The organism is Bacillus sp. PK6-013 (assembly GCF_054161445.1).
Map to the genome: position 1 here is coordinate 3,320,001 of NZ_CP096417.1, position 18,944 is coordinate 3,338,944.

At 47.2% G+C, this 18,944-nt stretch carries 17 protein-coding genes, 2 rRNA genes and 1 pseudogene (1 of these 20 only partly in view); 4 read left to right on the top strand and 16 right to left on the bottom strand.

What is annotated here, in order from left to right; all coding sequences use genetic code 11:
- The 3 genes from M1E03_RS16870 to M1E03_RS16880 form a co-directional block, all read right to left on the bottom strand.
- Window positions 1-505, bottom strand: a 23S ribosomal RNA gene (locus M1E03_RS16870) (it extends 2,425 nt beyond the left edge of the window).
- A gap of 171 nt (window positions 506-676) precedes the next feature.
- Window positions 677-2,226: ribosomal RNA gene (locus M1E03_RS16875) — 16S ribosomal RNA — on the bottom strand.
- The 16S and 23S rRNA genes sit together here, the layout of an rRNA operon.
- A 223-nt stretch (window positions 2,227-2,449) precedes the next feature.
- Window positions 2,450-3,334, bottom strand: coding sequence for a nucleotidyltransferase-like protein (locus M1E03_RS16880; protein WP_020450641.1), 885 nt, complete (start codon window positions 3,332-3,334; stop codon window positions 2,450-2,452).
- Between the two features lie 218 nt (window positions 3,335-3,552).
- On the opposite strand from M1E03_RS16880, the gene M1E03_RS16885 reads away from it, so the two are divergent.
- Entirely contained in the window at window positions 3,553-3,900 is a 348-nt protein-coding gene (locus M1E03_RS16885) for a YgzB family protein (protein ID WP_020450640.1), read from the top strand.
- A gap of 48 nt (window positions 3,901-3,948) precedes the next feature.
- On the opposite strand, the gene perR is transcribed toward M1E03_RS16885, so the two are convergent.
- Together perR and bcp are read right to left on the bottom strand one after the other, a co-directional pair.
- The gene (gene perR, locus M1E03_RS16890; protein ID WP_003179961.1) at window positions 3,949-4,386 is read right to left on the bottom strand and encodes a peroxide-responsive transcriptional repressor PerR; all 438 of its coding nucleotides are present in this window, start codon (window positions 4,384-4,386) and stop codon (window positions 3,949-3,951) included.
- A gap of 212 nt (window positions 4,387-4,598) precedes the next feature.
- The gene (gene bcp, locus M1E03_RS16895) at window positions 4,599-5,072 is read right to left on the bottom strand and encodes a thioredoxin-dependent thiol peroxidase (protein WP_023855987.1); all 474 of its coding nucleotides are present in this window, start codon (window positions 5,070-5,072) and stop codon (window positions 4,599-4,601) included.
- A gap of 154 nt (window positions 5,073-5,226) precedes the next feature.
- Between bcp and M1E03_RS16900 the strand changes: the two genes are divergently transcribed.
- A complete protein-coding gene (locus M1E03_RS16900) occupies window positions 5,227-6,525 on the top strand; it encodes a glutamate-1-semialdehyde 2,1-aminomutase (protein ID WP_026580616.1) in 1,299 nt (432 codons plus the stop codon).
- Between the two features lie 251 nt (window positions 6,526-6,776).
- A complete protein-coding gene (locus tag M1E03_RS16905; RefSeq protein WP_020450637.1) occupies window positions 6,777-7,847 on the top strand; it encodes an FUSC family protein in 1,071 nt (356 codons plus the stop codon).
- Between the two features lie 30 nt (window positions 7,848-7,877).
- Here the strand turns inward: M1E03_RS16905 and M1E03_RS16910 are convergent, their stop codons facing one another.
- The 10 genes and pseudogenes from M1E03_RS16910 to fabL all read right to left on the bottom strand — a co-directional run bounded on the left by M1E03_RS16910 (window position 7,878) and on the right by fabL (window position 17,373).
- The gene (locus tag M1E03_RS16910; RefSeq protein ID WP_020450635.1) at window positions 7,878-8,768 is read right to left on the bottom strand and encodes an ABC transporter permease; all 891 of its coding nucleotides are present in this window, start codon (window positions 8,766-8,768) and stop codon (window positions 7,878-7,880) included.
- A gap of 12 nt (window positions 8,769-8,780) precedes the next feature.
- Window positions 8,781-9,782 carry an ABC transporter permease gene (locus M1E03_RS16915; protein ID WP_020450634.1) on the bottom strand — a complete coding sequence of 334 codons (1,002 nt, stop codon included), beginning with the start codon at window positions 9,780-9,782 and terminating at the stop codon, window positions 8,781-8,783.
- A 13-nt stretch (window positions 9,783-9,795) separates the two neighbouring features.
- Complete coding sequence (locus M1E03_RS16920) at window positions 9,796-11,394, bottom strand: ABC transporter substrate-binding protein (protein WP_026580617.1); 1,599 nt, start codon at window positions 11,392-11,394, stop codon at window positions 9,796-9,798.
- Window positions 11,391-12,347, bottom strand: coding sequence for an ABC transporter ATP-binding protein (locus M1E03_RS16925; RefSeq protein ID WP_145654150.1), 957 nt, complete (start codon window positions 12,345-12,347; stop codon window positions 11,391-11,393). The genes M1E03_RS16920 and M1E03_RS16925 overlap by 4 nt, the downstream gene beginning before the upstream one ends.
- On the bottom strand, window positions 12,344-13,324 hold the full coding sequence (locus tag M1E03_RS16930; RefSeq protein WP_144497578.1) for an ABC transporter ATP-binding protein: 981 nt from the start codon (window positions 13,322-13,324) through the stop codon (window positions 12,344-12,346). Before M1E03_RS16930 ends, M1E03_RS16925 begins: the two co-directional genes overlap by 4 nt.
- Before the next feature lie 130 nt (window positions 13,325-13,454).
- Window positions 13,455-15,197, bottom strand: a complete 1,743-nt coding sequence (locus M1E03_RS16935) for an ABC transporter ATP-binding protein (RefSeq protein ID WP_020450630.1) — start codon at window positions 15,195-15,197, stop codon at window positions 13,455-13,457.
- 75 nt (window positions 15,198-15,272) lie between these two features.
- Complete coding sequence (gene ntdP / locus M1E03_RS16940; RefSeq protein ID WP_003179942.1) at window positions 15,273-15,803, bottom strand: nucleoside tri-diphosphate phosphatase; 531 nt, start codon at window positions 15,801-15,803, stop codon at window positions 15,273-15,275.
- 163 nt (window positions 15,804-15,966) lie between these two features.
- A complete protein-coding gene (locus tag M1E03_RS16945) occupies window positions 15,967-16,212 on the bottom strand; it encodes a YgaB family protein (RefSeq protein ID WP_003179940.1) in 246 nt (81 codons plus the stop codon).
- A gap of 175 nt (window positions 16,213-16,387) precedes the next feature.
- Window positions 16,388-16,537 (bottom strand): annotated as a pseudogene (locus M1E03_RS16950) (gamma-type small acid-soluble spore protein); the annotation flags it as partial.
- A gap of 83 nt (window positions 16,538-16,620) precedes the next feature.
- Window positions 16,621-17,373 carry an enoyl-[acyl-carrier-protein] reductase FabL gene (gene fabL, locus M1E03_RS16955; protein ID WP_145654148.1) on the bottom strand — a complete coding sequence of 251 codons (753 nt, stop codon included), beginning with the start codon at window positions 17,371-17,373 and terminating at the stop codon, window positions 16,621-16,623.
- Window positions 17,374-17,455: 82 nt separating this feature from the next.
- Between fabL and M1E03_RS16960 the strand changes: the two genes are divergently transcribed.
- On the top strand, window positions 17,456-17,680 hold the full coding sequence (locus M1E03_RS16960) for a hypothetical protein (RefSeq protein ID WP_020450628.1): 225 nt from the start codon (window positions 17,456-17,458) through the stop codon (window positions 17,678-17,680).
- A gap of 25 nt (window positions 17,681-17,705) precedes the next feature.
- Here M1E03_RS16960 and mutY read toward each other — a convergent pair whose 3' ends face one another.
- Window positions 17,706-18,791 (bottom strand): A/G-specific adenine glycosylase, encoded by a 1,086-nt coding sequence (gene mutY, locus M1E03_RS16965; protein WP_458110531.1) that lies wholly within the window; start codon window positions 18,789-18,791, stop codon window positions 17,706-17,708.
- Window positions 18,792-18,944: the final 153 nt, after the last annotated feature.

Consider the following 18,944-nt stretch of genomic DNA (forward strand, 5'->3'; position numbering starts at 1 on the left):
CTGGTTCACTATCGGTCACTAGGGAGTATTTAGCCTTGGGAGATGGTCCTCCCGGATTCCGACGGAATTTCACGTGTTCCGCCGTACTCAGGATCCACTCAGGAGAGAACGAAGTTTTGACTACAGGGCTGTTACCTCCTATGGCGGGCCTTTCCAGGCCTCTTCATCTACCTCGTTCTTTTGTAACTCCGTACAGAGTGTCCTACAACCCCAAGAGGCAAGCCTCTTGGTTTGGGCTGTTCCCGTTTCGCTCGCCGCTACTCAGGGAATCGCATTTGCTTTCTCTTCCTCCGGGTACTTAGATGTTTCAGTTCCCCGGGTCTGCCTTCTCATATCCTATGAATTCAGATATGGATACTGCTCCATTACGAGCAGTGGGTTTCCCCATTCGGAAATCTCCGGATCAAAGCTTGCTTACAGCTCCCCGAAGCATATCGGTGTTCGTCCCGTCCTTCATCGGCTCCTAGTGCCAAGGCATCCACCGTGCGCCCTTTCTAACTTAACCGTTAAAAAGAATCACTACGTGATATCTTGCATTACGAATTGAATGTGATGTCTACTGTTATCTAGTTTTCAAAGAACACGCTTTGAAGGAATGATCCTTCAAAACTAAACAAGATCTAAACGCACCTGTCTATAAGACCGCAAGGTCTTATATTCCGTATAATATCCTTAGAAAGGAGGTGATCCAGCCGCACCTTCCGATACGGCTACCTTGTTACGACTTCACCCCAATCATCTGTCCCACCTTCGGCGGCTGGCTCCAAAAGGTTACCTCACCGACTTCGGGTGTTACAAACTCTCGTGGTGTGACGGGCGGTGTGTACAAGGCCCGGGAACGTATTCACCGCGGCATGCTGATCCGCGATTACTAGCGATTCCAGCTTCACGCAGTCGAGTTGCAGACTGCGATCTGAACTGAGAACAGATTTGTGGGATTGGCTTAGCCTCGCGGCTTCGCTGCCCTTTGTTCTGCCCATTGTAGCACGTGTGTAGCCCAGGTCATAAGGGGCATGATGATTTGACGTCATCCCCACCTTCCTCCGGTTTGTCACCGGCAGTCACCTTAGAGTGCCCAACTGAATGCTGGCAACTAAGATCAAGGGTTGCGCTCGTTGCGGGACTTAACCCAACATCTCACGACACGAGCTGACGACAACCATGCACCACCTGTCACTCTGCCCCCGAAGGGGAAGCCCTATCTCTAGGGTTGTCAGAGGATGTCAAGACCTGGTAAGGTTCTTCGCGTTGCTTCGAATTAAACCACATGCTCCACCGCTTGTGCGGGCCCCCGTCAATTCCTTTGAGTTTCAGTCTTGCGACCGTACTCCCCAGGCGGAGTGCTTAATGCGTTTGCTGCAGCACTAAAGGGCGGAAACCCTCTAACACTTAGCACTCATCGTTTACGGCGTGGACTACCAGGGTATCTAATCCTGTTCGCTCCCCACGCTTTCGCGCCTCAGCGTCAGTTACAGACCAGAGAGTCGCCTTCGCCACTGGTGTTCCTCCACATCTCTACGCATTTCACCGCTACACGTGGAATTCCACTCTCCTCTTCTGCACTCAAGTTCCCCAGTTTCCAATGACCCTCCCCGGTTGAGCCGGGGGCTTTCACATCAGACTTAAGAAACCGCCTGCGCGCGCTTTACGCCCAATAATTCCGGACAACGCTTGCCACCTACGTATTACCGCGGCTGCTGGCACGTAGTTAGCCGTGGCTTTCTGGTTAGGTACCGTCAAGGTACCGCCCTATTCGAACGGTACTTGTTCTTCCCTAACAACAGAGTTTTACGATCCGAAAACCTTCATCACTCACGCGGCGTTGCTCCGTCAGACTTTCGTCCATTGCGGAAGATTCCCTACTGCTGCCTCCCGTAGGAGTCTGGGCCGTGTCTCAGTCCCAGTGTGGCCGATCACCCTCTCAGGTCGGCTACGCATCGTCGCCTTGGTGAGCCGTTACCTCACCAACTAGCTAATGCGCCGCGGGTCCATCTGTAAGTGGTAGCTAAAAGCCACCTTTTATAATTGAACCATGCGGTTCAATTAAGCATCCGGTATTAGCCCCGGTTTCCCGGAGTTATCCCAGTCTTACAGGCAGGTTACCCACGTGTTACTCACCCGTCCGCCGCTAACATCAGGGAGCAAGCTCCCATCTGTCCGCTCGACTTGCATGTATTAGGCACGCCGCCAGCGTTCGTCCTGAGCCAGGATCAAACTCTCCATGAAGTTTGATAATGACTACGCACAAAATGTGCGATTTATTTAATGAATTAACAGGTACGTTTTGTCTTGTTTAGTTTTCAAAGATCATTTCCGCTCCTGTCCGAAGCGACTTTATTAGTATAACATTTTCAACAAGGAGTGTCAAATGTTTTTTTGTTTTTTCGTCGCTGCTGCTTTCAGTTCAAAAACCGTTCCGCTAACAGCGACGCTTAATAATATATCACCGTTATAAATTAGTGTCAACACTTTTTTTGATAAAATATCCTCGGTGAAAAATCTTTTGGCCCTTTGTCTCAATCGGCTTGACTCCGACTAAGTCCTTTTCAGCCAAGAACTCCAGTATGACTCCCAGGTCTGCCGTGAAATACTTGAGATCCGGATGCTTGAGAAGATCGGCAAATTGCCAAACCTCTTTTTCATCCATGACATTGAGAATATGTGCGGCCCCGATTTCGGCTTTTGAATGAATGAGAAAATCGCTTGCGAGGAATAATAACTCCAGCCGTTTTTGCAAGCTTTCATTGCTCTCAATTAATTCCTTATACAATTTATAAACCTGAGGCTCCATGTGGCGGACTTGGTTCCATACCGTAACTTCTGGGTGAAAACCTTTATCGATCACTTCGATTCTGGCCAAATGATGGAGGGCGTGTACGATGGAATTGTAGGCGTCCAAAAATTGACCGTCCTCAAAAAACGATTTCCCTTCTATATATCTTCTGATTAATTTCCCGTATTCAAGTCCGATTTTTAGTTTTCTTTCTGAAAACGGAAATGTATTAAGCTGCTCAATCAGCTTGGCGATAAATTCGTTTCGGTCGAAAAGCACCTTTCCATTGAGGACCCAGTCTATGATTCTTCTATTTGTTCCGAGCAAAATCCATTCCTGAAGCTGTTCAACAGAAATAATATGAAGAGAAGCCGTTTTTCCGTCGAACTCATAATGCTTCACGAATACAGGGTCTTCAGCCTTATTAACGATAATCAACAATGCCGCATCAAAATTATCTGTCGCAGATGAGGTTTGATTTCTCCTCTCAATCAGCATGACAGCGAGTGTGTCAGGGCGGCTTGCTCTTTCTTGGTAAATCGGACGGAGAAGATTTTCCATCACCATTCCTCCAATACGATGTAAATGCGTTGCTCTAAAAGCTTCTCTCTTGTTTCTACCTATTTCTACGAGCCAATAAAAACTCCTTTATTTTGAAAACACATTGAATTATTATAATCAATTTCCCCAAAACTCTCTATAGAAATTTTCCAATTGATTCGTTTTAATTAAAGAATAACACATCTTTTCTATGCTATATTAGAGACAGGGGGATGGATATGGCAAAATACTCTAGCAAAATCAACAAAATCAGAACGTTTGCGTTAAGCCTTGTATTTATAGGCTTCATTATTATGTATGTCGGGATCTTTTTTAGGTCCTCGATCCTCTTGATGTCGGTGTTTATGATCTTGGGGGTATTGTCTATCTTGTTGAGCACAGCGGTTTATTTTTGGATCGGCATGCTTTCAACGAAAGCGGTTCAAGTCGTCTGTCCAAACTGTGAAAAACCGACCAAGATTTTAGGCCGGGTCGATATGTGCATGCATTGCAGGGAGCCTCTGACACTGGATAAAAACCTCGAAGGAAAAGAGTTTAACGAATCGTATAATCGAAAGTCTCAGTAGATACTGCAATAAAAATAAGCTGACCGTTAAAAAAGCGGCCAGCTCTTTTTAATGGCTTTCTTTTTTGTCGCATTCCTGACATAAACCGTATATCTCCAGTCTATGGTGACTGACTTTGAATCCTGTCACATGTGAAGCCAGCTGCTCCACTTCGTCGAGGCCGGGATAATGAAAGTCGACGATTTTCCCGCAGCGTTCGCAAATTGCGTGATAATGCTCGGATGTCACGAAGTCAAACCGGCTGGAGGAATCTCCGTACGTTAATTCCTTAACGAGCCCTGATTCCTTAAAAACCCGCAAATTGTTGTAAACCGTTGCTACGCTCATGTTTGGAAATTTCCCTTCCAGAGCTTTATATATATCATCTGCAGTTGGATGAGACATAGAATTCACGAGAAATTCCAGAATGGCATGACGTTGAGGAGTAATTCGAACCCCGGTTTCCTTCAACGCTTCCAACGCTTCTTTCAGGTTATGTTCAGCCATCGTCATGCACCTCTCTTCTAAAAAAAATTCTTACATTATAACGTTTATAATTAGTGTAACTCCTGATCAGAATCTTTGTCAATTCCAATCCCTGTGAAAAAGCTATTTTTAAGGCGAAAAAGGCCGATATGATCAGCATGTCCGGTCAGACAGACGAATATGAGCGTAAAAAGAGACCAAACTAAAATACAGTCCGGCCTCCCGCAAGAGCTTTACGCTTCCGCGATTTCTTTTACTGCTTGAAGCGCTTCTGCGACATGGTCTTTTACCTTTACTTTCCGCCACTCTTTCACAAGGCGGCCTTCTTTATCAATCAGGAATGTCGACCGTTCAACACCCATGTATTCCTTGCCGAAATTCTTCTTCAGCTTCCATACGTCAAAGCTTTCAGCGAGCTTGTGTTCATCATCGACGAGCAGCAGAAACGGCAGATCGTGTTTCTGCTTGAATTTTTCATGTCTTGTCTGGTCGTCAGGGCTGACTCCGATGATGACGGCATCAAGTTCAGCAAAGCTTTCATGTCGGTCTCTGAAATCGCACGCTTCCGTTGTGCATCCCGGCGTCATATCTTTCGGGTAAAAATAGAGCACGACATACTTTCCTTCAAAATCCGACAGCTTTACTTTTTCTCCGTGATCGCCCAGCAGTTCAATATCAGGCACCTTTTGTCCAATTTCAACAGTCATTGTTTTGCCTCCTGTTATGTTTAATCGCTTGCTTTCCCCCATTATAAAAAACAGCGCCGTCTTGTTCAAATGTTCGGCGGCTTCTTTTTGCGCTCTGTCCGCCTCGTGTTACAATATAGAAATAGATAAAAGGTGCAGAAATGAGGAGGATATTATGCAGCATACTCAATCTGAAAAGCTTCATGAAGAAGCTCTTCAACATATAGTCGGAGGCGTCAACAGCCCCTCTAGGTCTTATAAAGCGGTCGGCGGAGGTTCTCCCGTCGCAATGGAGAGGGGAAGCGGCGCTTATTTTTGGGATGTGGACGGCAACAAATACATAGACTACCTTGCCGCCTACGGACCGATTATTACGGGTCACGCTCACCCGCATATCACAAAAGCGATTCAAACAGCTGCTGAGAACGGGGTGCTTTACGGCACGCCGACAAAGCATGAAGTGACATTTGCCAAGATGCTTAAAGAAGCGATTCCTGCCTTGGATAAAGTGAGATTCGTCAATTCAGGAACGGAAGCCGTGATGACGACGATTCGCGTCGCCCGGGCCTATACAGGCAGAACGAAAATCATCAAGTTCGCCGGCTGCTACCACGGCCATTCCGATCTTGTGCTGGTGGCGGCCGGTTCAGGTCCGTCAACGCTCGGCACGCCTGATTCCGCCGGGGTTCCAAAAAGCATCGCAAACGAGGTGATTACCGTTCCTTTCAATGATATCGACAGCTATAAGGAAGCGCTCGATAAATGGGGGGACGATATTGCGGCAGTTCTCGTTGAACCGATTGTCGGAAACTTCGGGATCGTTGAACCGAAGAGTGGATTCCTCGAACAGGTCAATGAACTGACGCATAATGCAGGAGCGCTTGTCATCTATGATGAAGTTATCACCGCCTTCCGCTTTATGTACGGCGGCGCCCAGGATCTTCTTGGCGTCAAACCTGATTTGACGGCGCTCGGCAAAATCATCGGCGGCGGCCTGCCGATCGGCGCATACGGAGGCAAAAAAGAGATTATGGAACAAGTCGCACCGCTCGGACCTGCTTATCAAGCGGGCACGATGGCGGGGAATCCGGCTTCGATCCTCTCAGGTATCGCCTGTCTTGAAGTGCTGAAAGAAAAAGGCACATACGAAAAACTTGACCGCCTCGGCGCTATGCTTGAAGAAGGTATCCTGGGACACGCCGAAACCCACGGCATCAACATCACTGTCAACCGTCTTAAAGGCGCGCTCACCGTATACTTTACGAACGAAAAAGTCGAAAACTATGAGCAAGCCGAAAATACGGACGGAGAAATGTTCGCTGCCTTTTTCAAACTGATGCTTGAGCGCGGTGTTAATCTTGCGCCTTCAAAATATGAAGCATGGTTTATCACCACCGCGCACACGGAAGAGGACATTAAAGCGACGCTTAAAGCCGTGGATGACTCATTTAAACAATTGAAACAACGCATATAAAAAGAGAGCGGGTCCGCTCTCTTTTTATCAAATGCGGAGCACTTTGTAAACGCGGTGAACAGGCACTTTTCACCGGCTTGTTTTTCTTTTTTGTCAATGATTTGTTTTTTCTTAAAAATGGGTTGAATATTTCGGAAGATCGCTGTATATTACTTTATTGTTTGGCAAATTAACAGAGAGGGAATGTTCAATACAATTCATTTTCTGTAAAGAACGAATTTTATTATAGAAAGGGATGCAAGTACAGCCTAATGAAACTTGGTGCCCGTATTTTCAAAACAGGCATTGCCATTACGCTTGCGCTTTACCTCGCGTCTTGGCTCGGCCTTCCGACTCCTGTCTTCGCGGGAATCGCGGCTATCTTCGCGATACAGCCTTCGATCTATCGTTCATTTTTGACGATTGTCGATCAAGTGCAGGCGAACATAATCGGAGCTGCCACAGCCATTATTTTTGGACTTATTTTTGAACCCAGTCCGATCATCATCGGATTGACGGCGGTAATCGTCATTACGATCAACCTGAAGCTGAAGATCGAGAATACAATTTCGATCGCTCTCGTCACCGTTATTGCCATATTGGAGAGCTCCGGCGACAACTTTTTATGGTTTGCCTTGGTGAGAACCGGAACGGTTATTTTGGGCGTATTGTCTGCGTTCCTGGTCAACCTGATTTTTCTGCCGCCTAAATATGAAACGAAGCTCGTCAGCCATGTTGTTGAAAATACAGATGAAGTCATTAAATGGATCAGATTGTTGACGCGGAAGACAACGGAACACTCCATGCTGAAAGAAGACATTGAAAAGCTGAAAGAAAAAATGATGAAGGTCGATCACCTTTACTTGCTTTACAAAGAAGAAAGAAGCTATTTAAAACGTTCCACATATGTAAAACAGCGAAAGCTCGTGCTGTTCAGACAGGCGATCATTGCATCAAACCGCGCGCTTGATGCTTTGAAAAAACTGCACCGGCTTGAAAACGAGTTTTGTCATATGCCTGAAGAATTTCAAGAAACGCTGGTCGAAGAGCTTGATTATCTTCTCCATTGGCACGAGCGAATTTTAATGAGATTCGTCGGCAGGATTAAAACGCAGGATCACGTCGACCTTCACGAAGAAGGAGACGTGTACAAACAGCACTTGACCGAATCATTCCTGAAAAACCAGGACAAATTGAAAGAAGAACTGTTGGACTACAATATGCTGACCATTATGGCGAGCACCGTAGAATACCGAGAACAGCTTGAACATTTGGAAACCTTGCTCACAAGCTTTCAGACGTACCACAAAAAAGACAGTGAGCTTGAAGTTGAGGAAGAGTAAACCGGTTAACGAATACGTTAACCGGTTTTTTTATTTTCCTTCCTTCATTTTCGGATCAAGGGTGTCGCGCAGGCCGTCTCCCATCAGATTAAAGCCGAGCACGGTCAGCATGATCGCAAATCCCGGAAAAAATAATGTCCACGGGGCCTGCGCCAAATAAGGCCGGGCATCTGCAAGCATTTTTCCCCACTCCGGGTTCGGCGCCTGCGCCCCCAACCCTAAAAATCCGAGCGCGGCCGCTTCTATAATCGCCGTTCCAATATTCAGTGTCGCTTGAACGATAACCGGGGCCATGCTGTTGGGAAGAATGTGTTTAAACATCATCCTCATATTGGACATCCCGACAGCACGCGCAGATAAGACATATTCCTCCTGCCTGATGCTGAGCACTTTTGAACGAACGAGCCTGCCAAACGTCGGAACGTTGATGATGGCGATGGCAATCAGGGCATTTTCAAGGGAAGGCCCGAGAATCGCCACAATGGCGATCGCCAGCAGAATGCTGGGAAACGCGAGCATGATATCAAACAGCCGCGAAATCAACGCATCAGCCCATCTGCCGTAAAAACCGGCGATCAGCCCTAACAGCGTCCCCGCCAAGGCCGATGCCAGACAGGAGAAAAAGCCGACCCATAAAGACAGCCTCGCGCCGTACAGCACCCTTGAAAAAATATCCCTGCCAAAATCGTCCGTTCCAAAAAGGTGTTCAGCAGACGGAGCGGCAAGCCTGTCTGACAGTGACTGGTCGTTTATTCCATAGGGTGCGATGAGCGGCGCGAAGATGGCCAGCAGGATAAACAGCGCGACTAAAATCGTGCCGGCGGCAGCCAGTTTATGCTCAAAGAACCGCCGAATATGTTCCGCCAAAGGCGAACGCACCTTCACGTCCTCCCTCTGCTGTTCATTTTGAAGCACAACCACATTTCCCGCCTCCTAATATTTAATTCTCGGATCGATGACAGCGTACAGCAGATCAACAATGAAGTTAATCATGACGAAGATGAAGGCGATCACGAGAATGCCCGATTGGATAACCGGGTAGTCGCGGTAGCTGATCGCATCATAAATGTACCGGCCGATGCCGGGCCAGGCAAAAATCGTCTCCGTTAAAATCGCGCCGCCCAGTAAAAGTCCGGTTTGCAGGCCGATGACGGTCAACACCGGAATGAACGCATTTTTTAAACCGTGCTTATAGATAACGAAAAACATATGCACGCCTTTTGCTTTTGCCGTGCGGATATAATCGGACTGCAGCACCTCTATCATGCTGGCCCTTGTAATTCTCGCAATGATCGCGGCGGGAATGGTGGCAAGAGCGGTTCCCGGCAGAATTAAATGGCGGATGGTTTCTGCAAACTGATCAAATCTTCCGTGCAAAAGGGTGTCCAGTGTATGAATGTAAGTAAAGGCTTCGACCGGATTTCTGACATTCTCCCTTCCCGTTGTCGGCAGCCAGCCAAGCTCGATCGAAAAGAACCACTGGCCCATCAGACCAAGCCAAAAAATCGGCATCGACACGCCAATTAAAGCAACCAGCATCGCGATATAGTCGAATACCGAATTCTTAAACCACGCGCTGATGATTCCGGCATTCACGCCGACAAACACTGCGATCAGCATCGCGAAAAAAGCAAGCTCGAGAGTGGCGAACAAATACGGCTTTATTTCTTGCGTAATCGCCGCTCCCGTGCGGATTGATGTCCCGAGATCCCCTTTCAGCAAATCCCCGATATATCTGGCGTATTGCACATACCACGGCTGATCAAGGCCGAGCTGGATGGTCAGCTGCTGCACCGCTTCCTTTGTCGCCCTCTGACCGAGAATAACCTGGGCGGGGTTGCCGGGAATAAAGCGGATGATCGAAAAAACGACCAGTGTCATGCCAATGAGAACGGGGATCAGCATCCCCGTCCGTTTTAAACAGTACGCAAGCAATGGCTGTCACCACCTATTTAAACTCTACGCCGGACAATACTTCACTCCCTGTCGGATGCGGAGCATATCCTTCGATATCTTTTGAACCGGCCAAAATCGGCGTGGAATGGACAAGCGGAATCCAAGGCGATTCTTCATGGAGGAGCTCCTGCGCATCTTGATACAGTTTATTTCTCTTCTTTTGGTCAGGGTCTGACTGTGCTTCGATTAAGATGTCATGAAGCTCGTCATTGCTGAAGTACGTATAGTTGTTACCGCCGATATTATCTTTATCAAGCAGGGTATAAATGAAGTTGTCCGGATCTCCATTGTCTCCGGTCCAGCCCATCAAAAACGCGTCAGCTTCCCCTTTGCTCACCTTATCCAAATACGTCGCCCAGTCGTAAGTGACGATTTCCGCTTTGACGCCGATTTTTTCGAAGCTTGATTGAATCACTTCGGCTATTTTCATACCGTCCGGCATATATGGCCGCGGGACAGGCATTGCCCAAAGCTTCATTTTAAACCCGTCCGGGAATCCGGCTTCTTTTAAGAGTTCTTTTGCCTTTTTTAAATCATACGGATATTCCTTTATCTGATCGTTGTATCCTTCAAGTGAAGGAGGGAGCGGGTTTTTGGCAGATTCGGCGAGGCCTCCGTAGAAGGAATCGATAATCGCCTGTTTATCAACAGCATGGTTCAGCGCCTGGCGGACCAGCTTATTGTCAAATGGCTTTCTTGTCGTCGTCATTCCGAGATACCCGACGTTCATTGAAGGCCTTTCAAATGTTTTCAGATTGGCGTCTGCTTTGATGCTTTCGATATCAGACGGATTGACGCCGTCCATTAGGTCGATTTCGCCCGTCTTCAACGCATTTAAGCGGGCTGAGTTTTCAGGAATGGCTCTGAAAATGATCTTCTGCAATTTCGGTTTACCTTGATCCCAATAGTCTTCATTTTTTTCAAGAACGATCCGGTCGTTCGGCTTCCATTCGACAAATTTGTAAGGGCCCGTGCCGACGGGGTGCTCCCTGAATTTTTCGCCGTATTTTTCGATGGCGGCAGGACTCGCAATCCCGAATGAAGTCATGGCAAGGTTCTTTAAAAACGGCGCTTGCGGGCGTTTTAAAATGAACTGAATCTTATGGTCGTCGAGCACTTTTATATCTTTGATGACATGCCCCTCATCTTTCTTATAGCCTCCGAACATGCCGTAGTAAGGAAATTTTTCTTCATCCCCGTTCATCCACCGCTCAAAATTGTATTTGACGGCTTCTGCATTAAAATCCGTTCCGTCATGGAATTTCACGCCTTGCCTCAGCTCCAGTGTGTAGGTCAAACCGTCATCTGAAGCGTCCCATTTGACCGCGAGGCCTTCCTTCAGCGTAGTGTCTTGTTCTCCGTAATTCAGCAAGGTCTCAAACATATTGATCGTCACTTTAAACGCTTCGCCTTCTGTCGTTGTGATCGGATCAAGCGATGTTGAATCACCGCCTCTGCCGATGATCAGCGTATCTTTTCCCCCGTTCGTCTCTCCGTCGTTTTTTCCGCTTTCGTTACCGGAGCATCCCATTAAAAAAGCGGAAACAGACAGAATCATTCCCAAACAGATCAGCCAGCTTTTCTTTTTCATCGTACTGCCTCCTTATTGGTAAAATGGCATGCGACATAATGCCCGTCCGCAGTCTCTTCAAGAGGCGGCTCCACTTCCAGACAAACCGCTGCCCGCTTCATGCATCTGCTGTAAAAAGGACAGCCCTTTTCACTCATGCGGGGCTCGGCAATATCCGGTGCCGTATGAACCGCTTCGCCTTTGCCGATGACCGGTACTGCCGCTAACAGCGTTTCTGTATACGGGTGTTTCGGCTCTCTAAATAACGATTCGGCGTCCGCCATCTCGACGATCTTTCCGAAATACATCACGGCCACCCTGTCGCTGATATAGCGAACGACTGCGAGATCATGAGAAATAAACAGAAACGTTAAATCGAATGCCTCCTGCAAATCATTCAGCAGATTTAAGATCTGCGCCTGAACGGATACATCAAGCGCGGAGACAGGTTCATCGGCAATGATTAGTTTTGGCTTAGTGATCAGCGCTTTTGCAATGCCGATCCTTTGCCTCTGACCGCCGCTGAATTGGTGTGCGTACCGGTCGCCGTATGAAGCATCAAGGCCGACAATTTCAAGCATCGAGCGCACGACCTCTCTCCTTTCCGCCTTCTTTCCGAGTTGATGAACGATCAGCGGTTCTTCCAAAATATCCTTTATTTTCATGCGCGGATTTAACGAAGCGTACGGGTCTTGAAAAATCATTTGTATATGCCTTCTCATGTTGCGAAGATCTTTTGCATTAAGGTCTGTCATCTCCTGCCCGAGAAAAGTCACCTTTCCCGAAGTCGGTTCGGTCAGCCGCAATATCGATTTTCCCAAGGTCGATTTTCCGCAGCCGGATTCCCCGACAACCCCTAAGATTTCGCCTTTTTCAACTGACAGTGTAACATCATCGACCGCTTTCACGATTTTCTTACGGGACACGCGGTAATACGTTTTCAGCTCTTGAACGCTCAGCAGTTCGCGATTCATTTGAAAACACCTTCCTCTTCATAGAGAAAGCAGCTTACAGCATGATCATCCTTCAGCTTGTTCAATCCGGGCGCTTCTTCAATGCAGCGTTCATGTTTATGGGGGCATCGCGGCGCAAACATACAGCCTTTTTTAATCGATCCCGGCTTCGGCACCTGCCCCTCAATCGAAGACAGCCGCTCGGATTTGTCTGTGAATGCCGGAATAGAGGCGAACAAGCCTTTTGTATAAGGGTGTTTCGGACTGTCAAAAACAGCGGTGACACCGCCCTCTTCAACGATCCGGCCGGCATACATGATCATCACGCGTTCACATGTATTGTGAACGACGCCAAGATCGTGGGTAATGAGGAGAATGGCTGTGTTAAATTCGGCATTGAGCTTTTTCAGCAGGGACAGAATCTGGGCCTGGATGGTGACGTCGAGAGCTGTTGTCGGTTCATCGGCGATCAGCAGCTTCGGTTCGCAAATTAATGCCATTGCGATCATGACCCGCTGCCTCATGCCTCCCGACAGTTCGTGGGGATACTGCTTCATCAGCTGGTCCGCCCTCGGCAGGCCGACGGTTTCCAGCATTTGAACGGCTTTTCTTCTTGCTTCTTTTTTATGAATATTGGTATGGCTGGAGAGTGCTTCTGTTAATTGATCGCCAATTGTGAAAAGGGGGTTGAGGGAGGTCATCGGCTCTTGAAAAACCATTGCGATGTCATTGCCGCGCATCTGTCTCCATTCTTTTTCAGACTGCATGAGAAGATCTTTGTTTTGAAACTTGATCCGGCCCGTCGTTCGGGTGTTTGCGTTCAGCCCCATTAAAGCCAAAGAGGTGACGCTCTTGCCGCAGCCGGACTCTCCGACGACTCCCATGATTTCTCCGGGATGGAGATCGAAAGAAATGCCTTGCACAATCGGGGTTTCAGACTTTTTCTGGTGAAACGAAATCGACAAATCCGATACTTCAAGCAATTTTTCTTTTGTCACTTATACACCTCCGGAGCTTGTATTTTTTAAATTGTATTTAGACGGGATAGGAAATATGTACGAAATTTGCATGGAAAGAAAAAGCCTGACAATCGTTCGGCTTCAAACGAAAGTCAGGCTTTTGGCGGTTTTAGTTTAATTTTTGAATGGTAAATAAATGCTTATAGTGGCCGTCGCGGCTCATTAATTCGTCATGTGTGCCGACTTCCGCGACACGTCCGTTTTCGATGACGACGATTTTGTCAGCGTGGGTAATCGTCGACAATCTGTGGGCAACGATAAAGGTCGTCCGGTCTTTCGCGAGCTTTTCCATCGCTTCCTGAATATAGTGCTCGCTTTCAAGGTCAAGCGCTGATGTCGCTTCATCCAAAATTAAGAGAGGCGGATTCTTCAGGAACACCCTGGCGATTGATATCCGCTGTTTTTGGCCTCCGGACAGCTTGACGCCCCTTTCTCCGACCTTTGTATCATAGCCTTGCGGCAGTTCCATAATAAAATCATGGGCATTCGCGGCTTTTGCCGCTTCAATGATGTCTTCCATCGAAGCTTCGGGATTTCCGATCGATATGTTTTCACGTACCGATTCGCTAAATAAAAATGTATCCTGAAGCACCATGCCGATTTGGTTTCTAAGGCTCTGCGCCTGGTAATCGCGCACATCGATGCCGTCGATCTCCAGGCTTCCGGCTGAGACATCGTAGAATCTCGGAATGAGGCTGACGAGCGTTGATTTTCCGCCTCCGCTCATCCCGACGAGTGCGACCGTTTCGCCCCGTTCCGCTTTCAAAGAAAGATTCTGCAGAATCATTTCTTCCGACTTTTCGTATTGGAAGGAAACATTTTTGAATTCAACAATTCCTTTTAACCGCTCTGCTTTTACAGCATTGGGTTTATCTTTTAATTCATACGGTTCATCAATAAATTCAAACAGCCTGTCCATCGATGCGATCGACTGCGTCAATGTTGTCGATGAATTGATCAGGCGGCGCAGCGGGTTGTAGAGGCGTTCAATATATCCGAAAAACGCCACCATCGTTCCTACAGTAAGGGACCCGTGAATCACATGGTAACCCGCAACCGTAATGATGATCAGCGGAGCGAGGTCTGTAACCGTATTGACGACGGCAAACGTTTTGGCATTCCAGGCCGTATGGCGGATTGCTTTGCCGAGAAAATTCGCGTTCTCGTGATCAAATTGCTTCTGTTCATAATCCTCGATCGCAAAACTCCTGATGACAGGCATCCCCTGAACCCTTTCATGAAGGTGGCCCTGCACCTCGGCCAGCGCCTGGGAACGTTCTCTCGTCAGCTTTCTGAGCCTGCCGTAGAAGAATTTAACAGACAGTCCGTAAAGCGGAAACAGCACGATCGAAATAAGCGTCAGCTTCACATCCATCGTCAGCATGATGGCGATGGCGATAAAAATCGTCATCACGTCAAGCCATACGTTCATCAACCCGATGATGACAAATTCCTTTGTCTGCTCGACATCGTTGATGACCCTTGAAATGATTTCTCCTGCGCGGGTGTTTGCATAATACCTGAGGCTCAGCTTTTGAATGTGTGCAAACAGCTTGTCCCTGATATCATAAAGCACCTTGCTTGCCGTCCACTGTGCGAAATATTGCCGATAGTATTCGACAGGCGGCCGAAGCACCAAAAAAATGGCGAACATAACCGCCATTACCATGAATAATGTGGATGTTTTTTCTTCAGTGGTTCCGCTCCCCTGGATGATGTCGTCAACGACGTATTTCAGCAGAAGCGGGATGACCAGCGGAATAGAAAATTTAATAATACCGATTAAAACCGTCAAAACGATTTTCCATTTATACGGCTTCACAAATTCCATGTACCTTCTGATTACCCCCACACGTCTTCCCCCCTCTATATCTTGATGTGTGAGTACACCGCAAAAAACCTGTTGGTCTCAACAGGTTTTTCAGGTTTATTTTGTATAATGCAAATACCGTTCATACCAAATATCAATAAATTCAGATGCAAACGGGCCTTTTCTTTGGTGTATCCAATGCAGCAACGTATTTAAGTGGTACCTTAAAATGCCGTCGATTTCCTTCGGATAATTCATCGCCTTTTTATGATCCGCGTACTCATCTTCATCAAGAATATGATACGTCATATCCGGAAAGACTTTCACGTCTAAATCATAGTCGATGTATTTGATGGCTTCATCGTCCAAAGCAAACGGCGAGCTGATGTTGCAATAGTAATAAATCCCGTCTTCGCGAAGCATGCCGATGACGTTAAACCACTGCTTTGCATGGAAATAACAAATTGCGGGCTCTCGCGTCACCCATGTCCGGCCGTCAGATTCTGTGACCATTGTCCGGTCATTGGCGCCGATGATGCACAATTCCGTTGCTTTTAAAATCGTTGTTTCATTCCAAATCCGATGAATCTGTCCATTGTGCTTATAGCTATGAATTTGAATGGTTTCTCCTTCCTTGGGAAAGCCCATGTTTTTCTCCCCTACTTTCTTTGCAAAAGCCTTACAAGTCAGTGTGTCACATCGCCTGTCCGACAGTTCTTTTATTTATTATAACGTTTGAAAATAAAAAATGAAAATAAAACAGCCACTCCCGAACAGGAATGGCTCTTTTCTAAAAACGATAAAGAGAGGCTCATGCTTCGATTCTTTGATAAGCCTGAATCACCTGCTCCGTCTGCTTTTGGAATAAATCCTGAATTTGAGCAAGATCTTTCCGCTTCTGGGATATATCTTCCCGGATCGATAAAAGCTGGGCTTTCTTTTCAAGGGCAGCCAATTCTTTTTCAATTTTCTGGCATCTTTCAATCTCCGCTTGCAGATACAGCAGCTTATCCATAATCTCCATCTGCCCCTGAACCAAGTTTTCAAATTCCGGCATTCGGGATCCTCCATTCTATGCTCTACTCCATTTATTGCCTAACTAACATTTCTCTATACATGCCGGATGTCCTTTGACTGATTGTGGCTAAGATTCGGATGTTTTGTCGGATCAAAAAAACGAAAAGAAAAAAGCACCTCATCCGATGGTGAAGTGCTTTTTCCTGTTTCAGTGATTAGCTGTTTTGCTGTTTTTTTTGCTCAGCTTGTTGGTTATTTTGTCTTACTTGCTGCGCGTCAGTTTCGCTGGCAAATTCAGTGCCGAACTGACCACCTTGTGCAGAAGCTTGGTTTTGTTGTCTTACTTTTTGTGCGTTTGTTTTGGATTGTTGGTTAGCCATTGTATATCACCTCCACGACCATTAGATTGTGCAGGAGGATGATATCCTATTCATTGAACGCGAAAAATTTACACGAGCAGTGAACGGCCGCCGTCAATAATGATCGTCTGTCCGCGGATCATATCCGCTTTCCCTGACGTTAAAAATTCCACCGCATCGACCATGTCGCTAATCTCAACCATGCGGCCGGCAGGCGTATTTTGCCGGGCATCTTCCAAAAGTTCTTCGCGGTTCGGGAAGTGCTTCAGGGCGTCTGTATCGATCGCGCCTCCGGAAACTGCATTGACGATGATGTTTTTCGCCGCAAGCTCAACAGCGAGATATCTTGTCAATGATTCAAGCGCAGCTTTTGAAACGCCGACTGTCGTATAGTTTTCCAAATAACGGATCGAACCGAGCGAACTGATGCTCACAATGTGGCCGCCTCCCGTTTTCTCCATCAGCTTTGCCGCTTCCTGCGCGCAGAATAGCAGAGCTTTCGCATTGATGTTCATCGTCCAGTCCCAATGGCTTTCCTCAAGCTCCATGACGGGGCGTAATACGCCGGATGCAGCATTGTTGACGAACACGTCCAGTCTGCCGAAGGCTTCCTCGATTTGCTGAAACATAACTTTTATTTTCGCCGGCTGCCCGACATTCGCCTTGACGACCAATGCTTTGACACCGAGCTTTTCGATTTCTTCAGCCGTCTCAAGGGCCGCTTTTTTGCTTCTTGCATAGTTGATGACGATATTGTAGCCGTTTTCGGCAAGCCTCAGGGCGGCTGCTTTGCCGACGCCGCGGCTGCTTCCTGTAATAAGGGCACATTTTCTTTGTTCCATTTGTCATTCATCTCCTAGTATAGTGATTAAAAATCTGATAAAAAATAGCTCATAACACGATCAAAAAGGAGGCATTCGCCTTATGTACGTAGGACGCGATATGAGCGAGCTCGACCACACGCCGAAAAACGAGTGGAAAGATGCGGAGCTTCTCTATTTTCACCGCGCCTTCCAGCAAATCATGCCATTCCTTAATGAAGAAGGGCATGCCGAATACCTGGAGGTTGTGAAAGAAATTCAAGCAAGAGGCGGACTGCGCCGCCAGGAAGCCGATTATACGCACGGTACCACCATCCAGTACGACTAACGGGCAGCATGCACAGTCAAGCTGCCTATTTCATATGCATATTCCATATTTTCTGATGCGAAACCGGGAAGGCATATTCAGCGAGCTCTTCTTTCGTGACCTTTTTAAAGTATGAAACATCCGGTTGATCGAGCGTTTTCCCGAAAAAGACAGAAATGTTCCAGACAAGGTGTGTAAACACGTGTTCTACGATTCCTTCAAGCGGACCGATTTCGGCCTCTACTCCAGCTGCTTCTTTCAAAAAAGCCGCAAGCTGCTCGCGCTCGTGCTTCAGCCCTTTCTGCGTTTCTGTGTTTGGGAATTCCCAAAGGTTTGCCAAAAGGCCTGATGCCGGTCTTTTATGGATATAGATGTATCCTTCTTCATCAGTCAGGACAACGGCTGCAAGAGTTTTTACCGAGGGTTTTTTCTTTTTGCTTTTAACCGGAAGCTCTTTTTCACAGCCTTCTGCAAAAGCGGAACAGTGTTCTCGGACGGGACAGAGAAGGCAGGATGGCGATTTCGGCGTACAGATGACAGCGCCAAGCTCCATCAGCCCCTGGTTAAATTCGGACGGTTTTTCTTCAGAAATAAACGCTTCGACAATTTTTTCAAACAGGGTTTTGGTTTTAGGCTTTGCGATATCATCCCATACGGAAAGAATCCGTGACATGACCCGCATGACATTTCCGTCCACCGCGGGTACCGGCTGATTGTAGGCGATGCTTAGCACCGCGCCTCTTGTATAAGGGCCGACACCTTTTAAGCTGCCGAATTCCTCTTTTGAAGGAGGAACCACTCCTCCGTATCGTTCGTGGACTTCCCTGACAGCGCTCTGCAAGTTCCGAACTCTTGAATAGTATCCCAGTCCTTCCCAGGCTTTAAGCACTTTTTCTTCGTCGGCTTCAGCGAGCGCTTCAACGGTCGGGAATTTTTCGATAAAGTTGTTGAAGTAAGGAATCACCGTGTCCACTCTCGTCTGCTGAAGCATCACTTCTGACACCCATACCTTATAAGGGTCGCTGTCTGAGCGCCATGGCAGATCCCGTTTTTCTTGCTCATACCAAGAAATTAAATCTTCTTGAAATTGTTTGATGTTTTTTTGCTCTAATTTCTTTTGCAGATCCATCATGAAACTTCTCCTTGCCTGTGCACGTCACATTTGCATACCGATCTTTTGTTACTTCGGCTTTTTGTTGTAAACTATATGCATATACGATAACATGTTACATTAAAAGTGAAGAAAGCAAAAGCGTTAAATATTTCAGGCAAGGTCCGTCGTTCG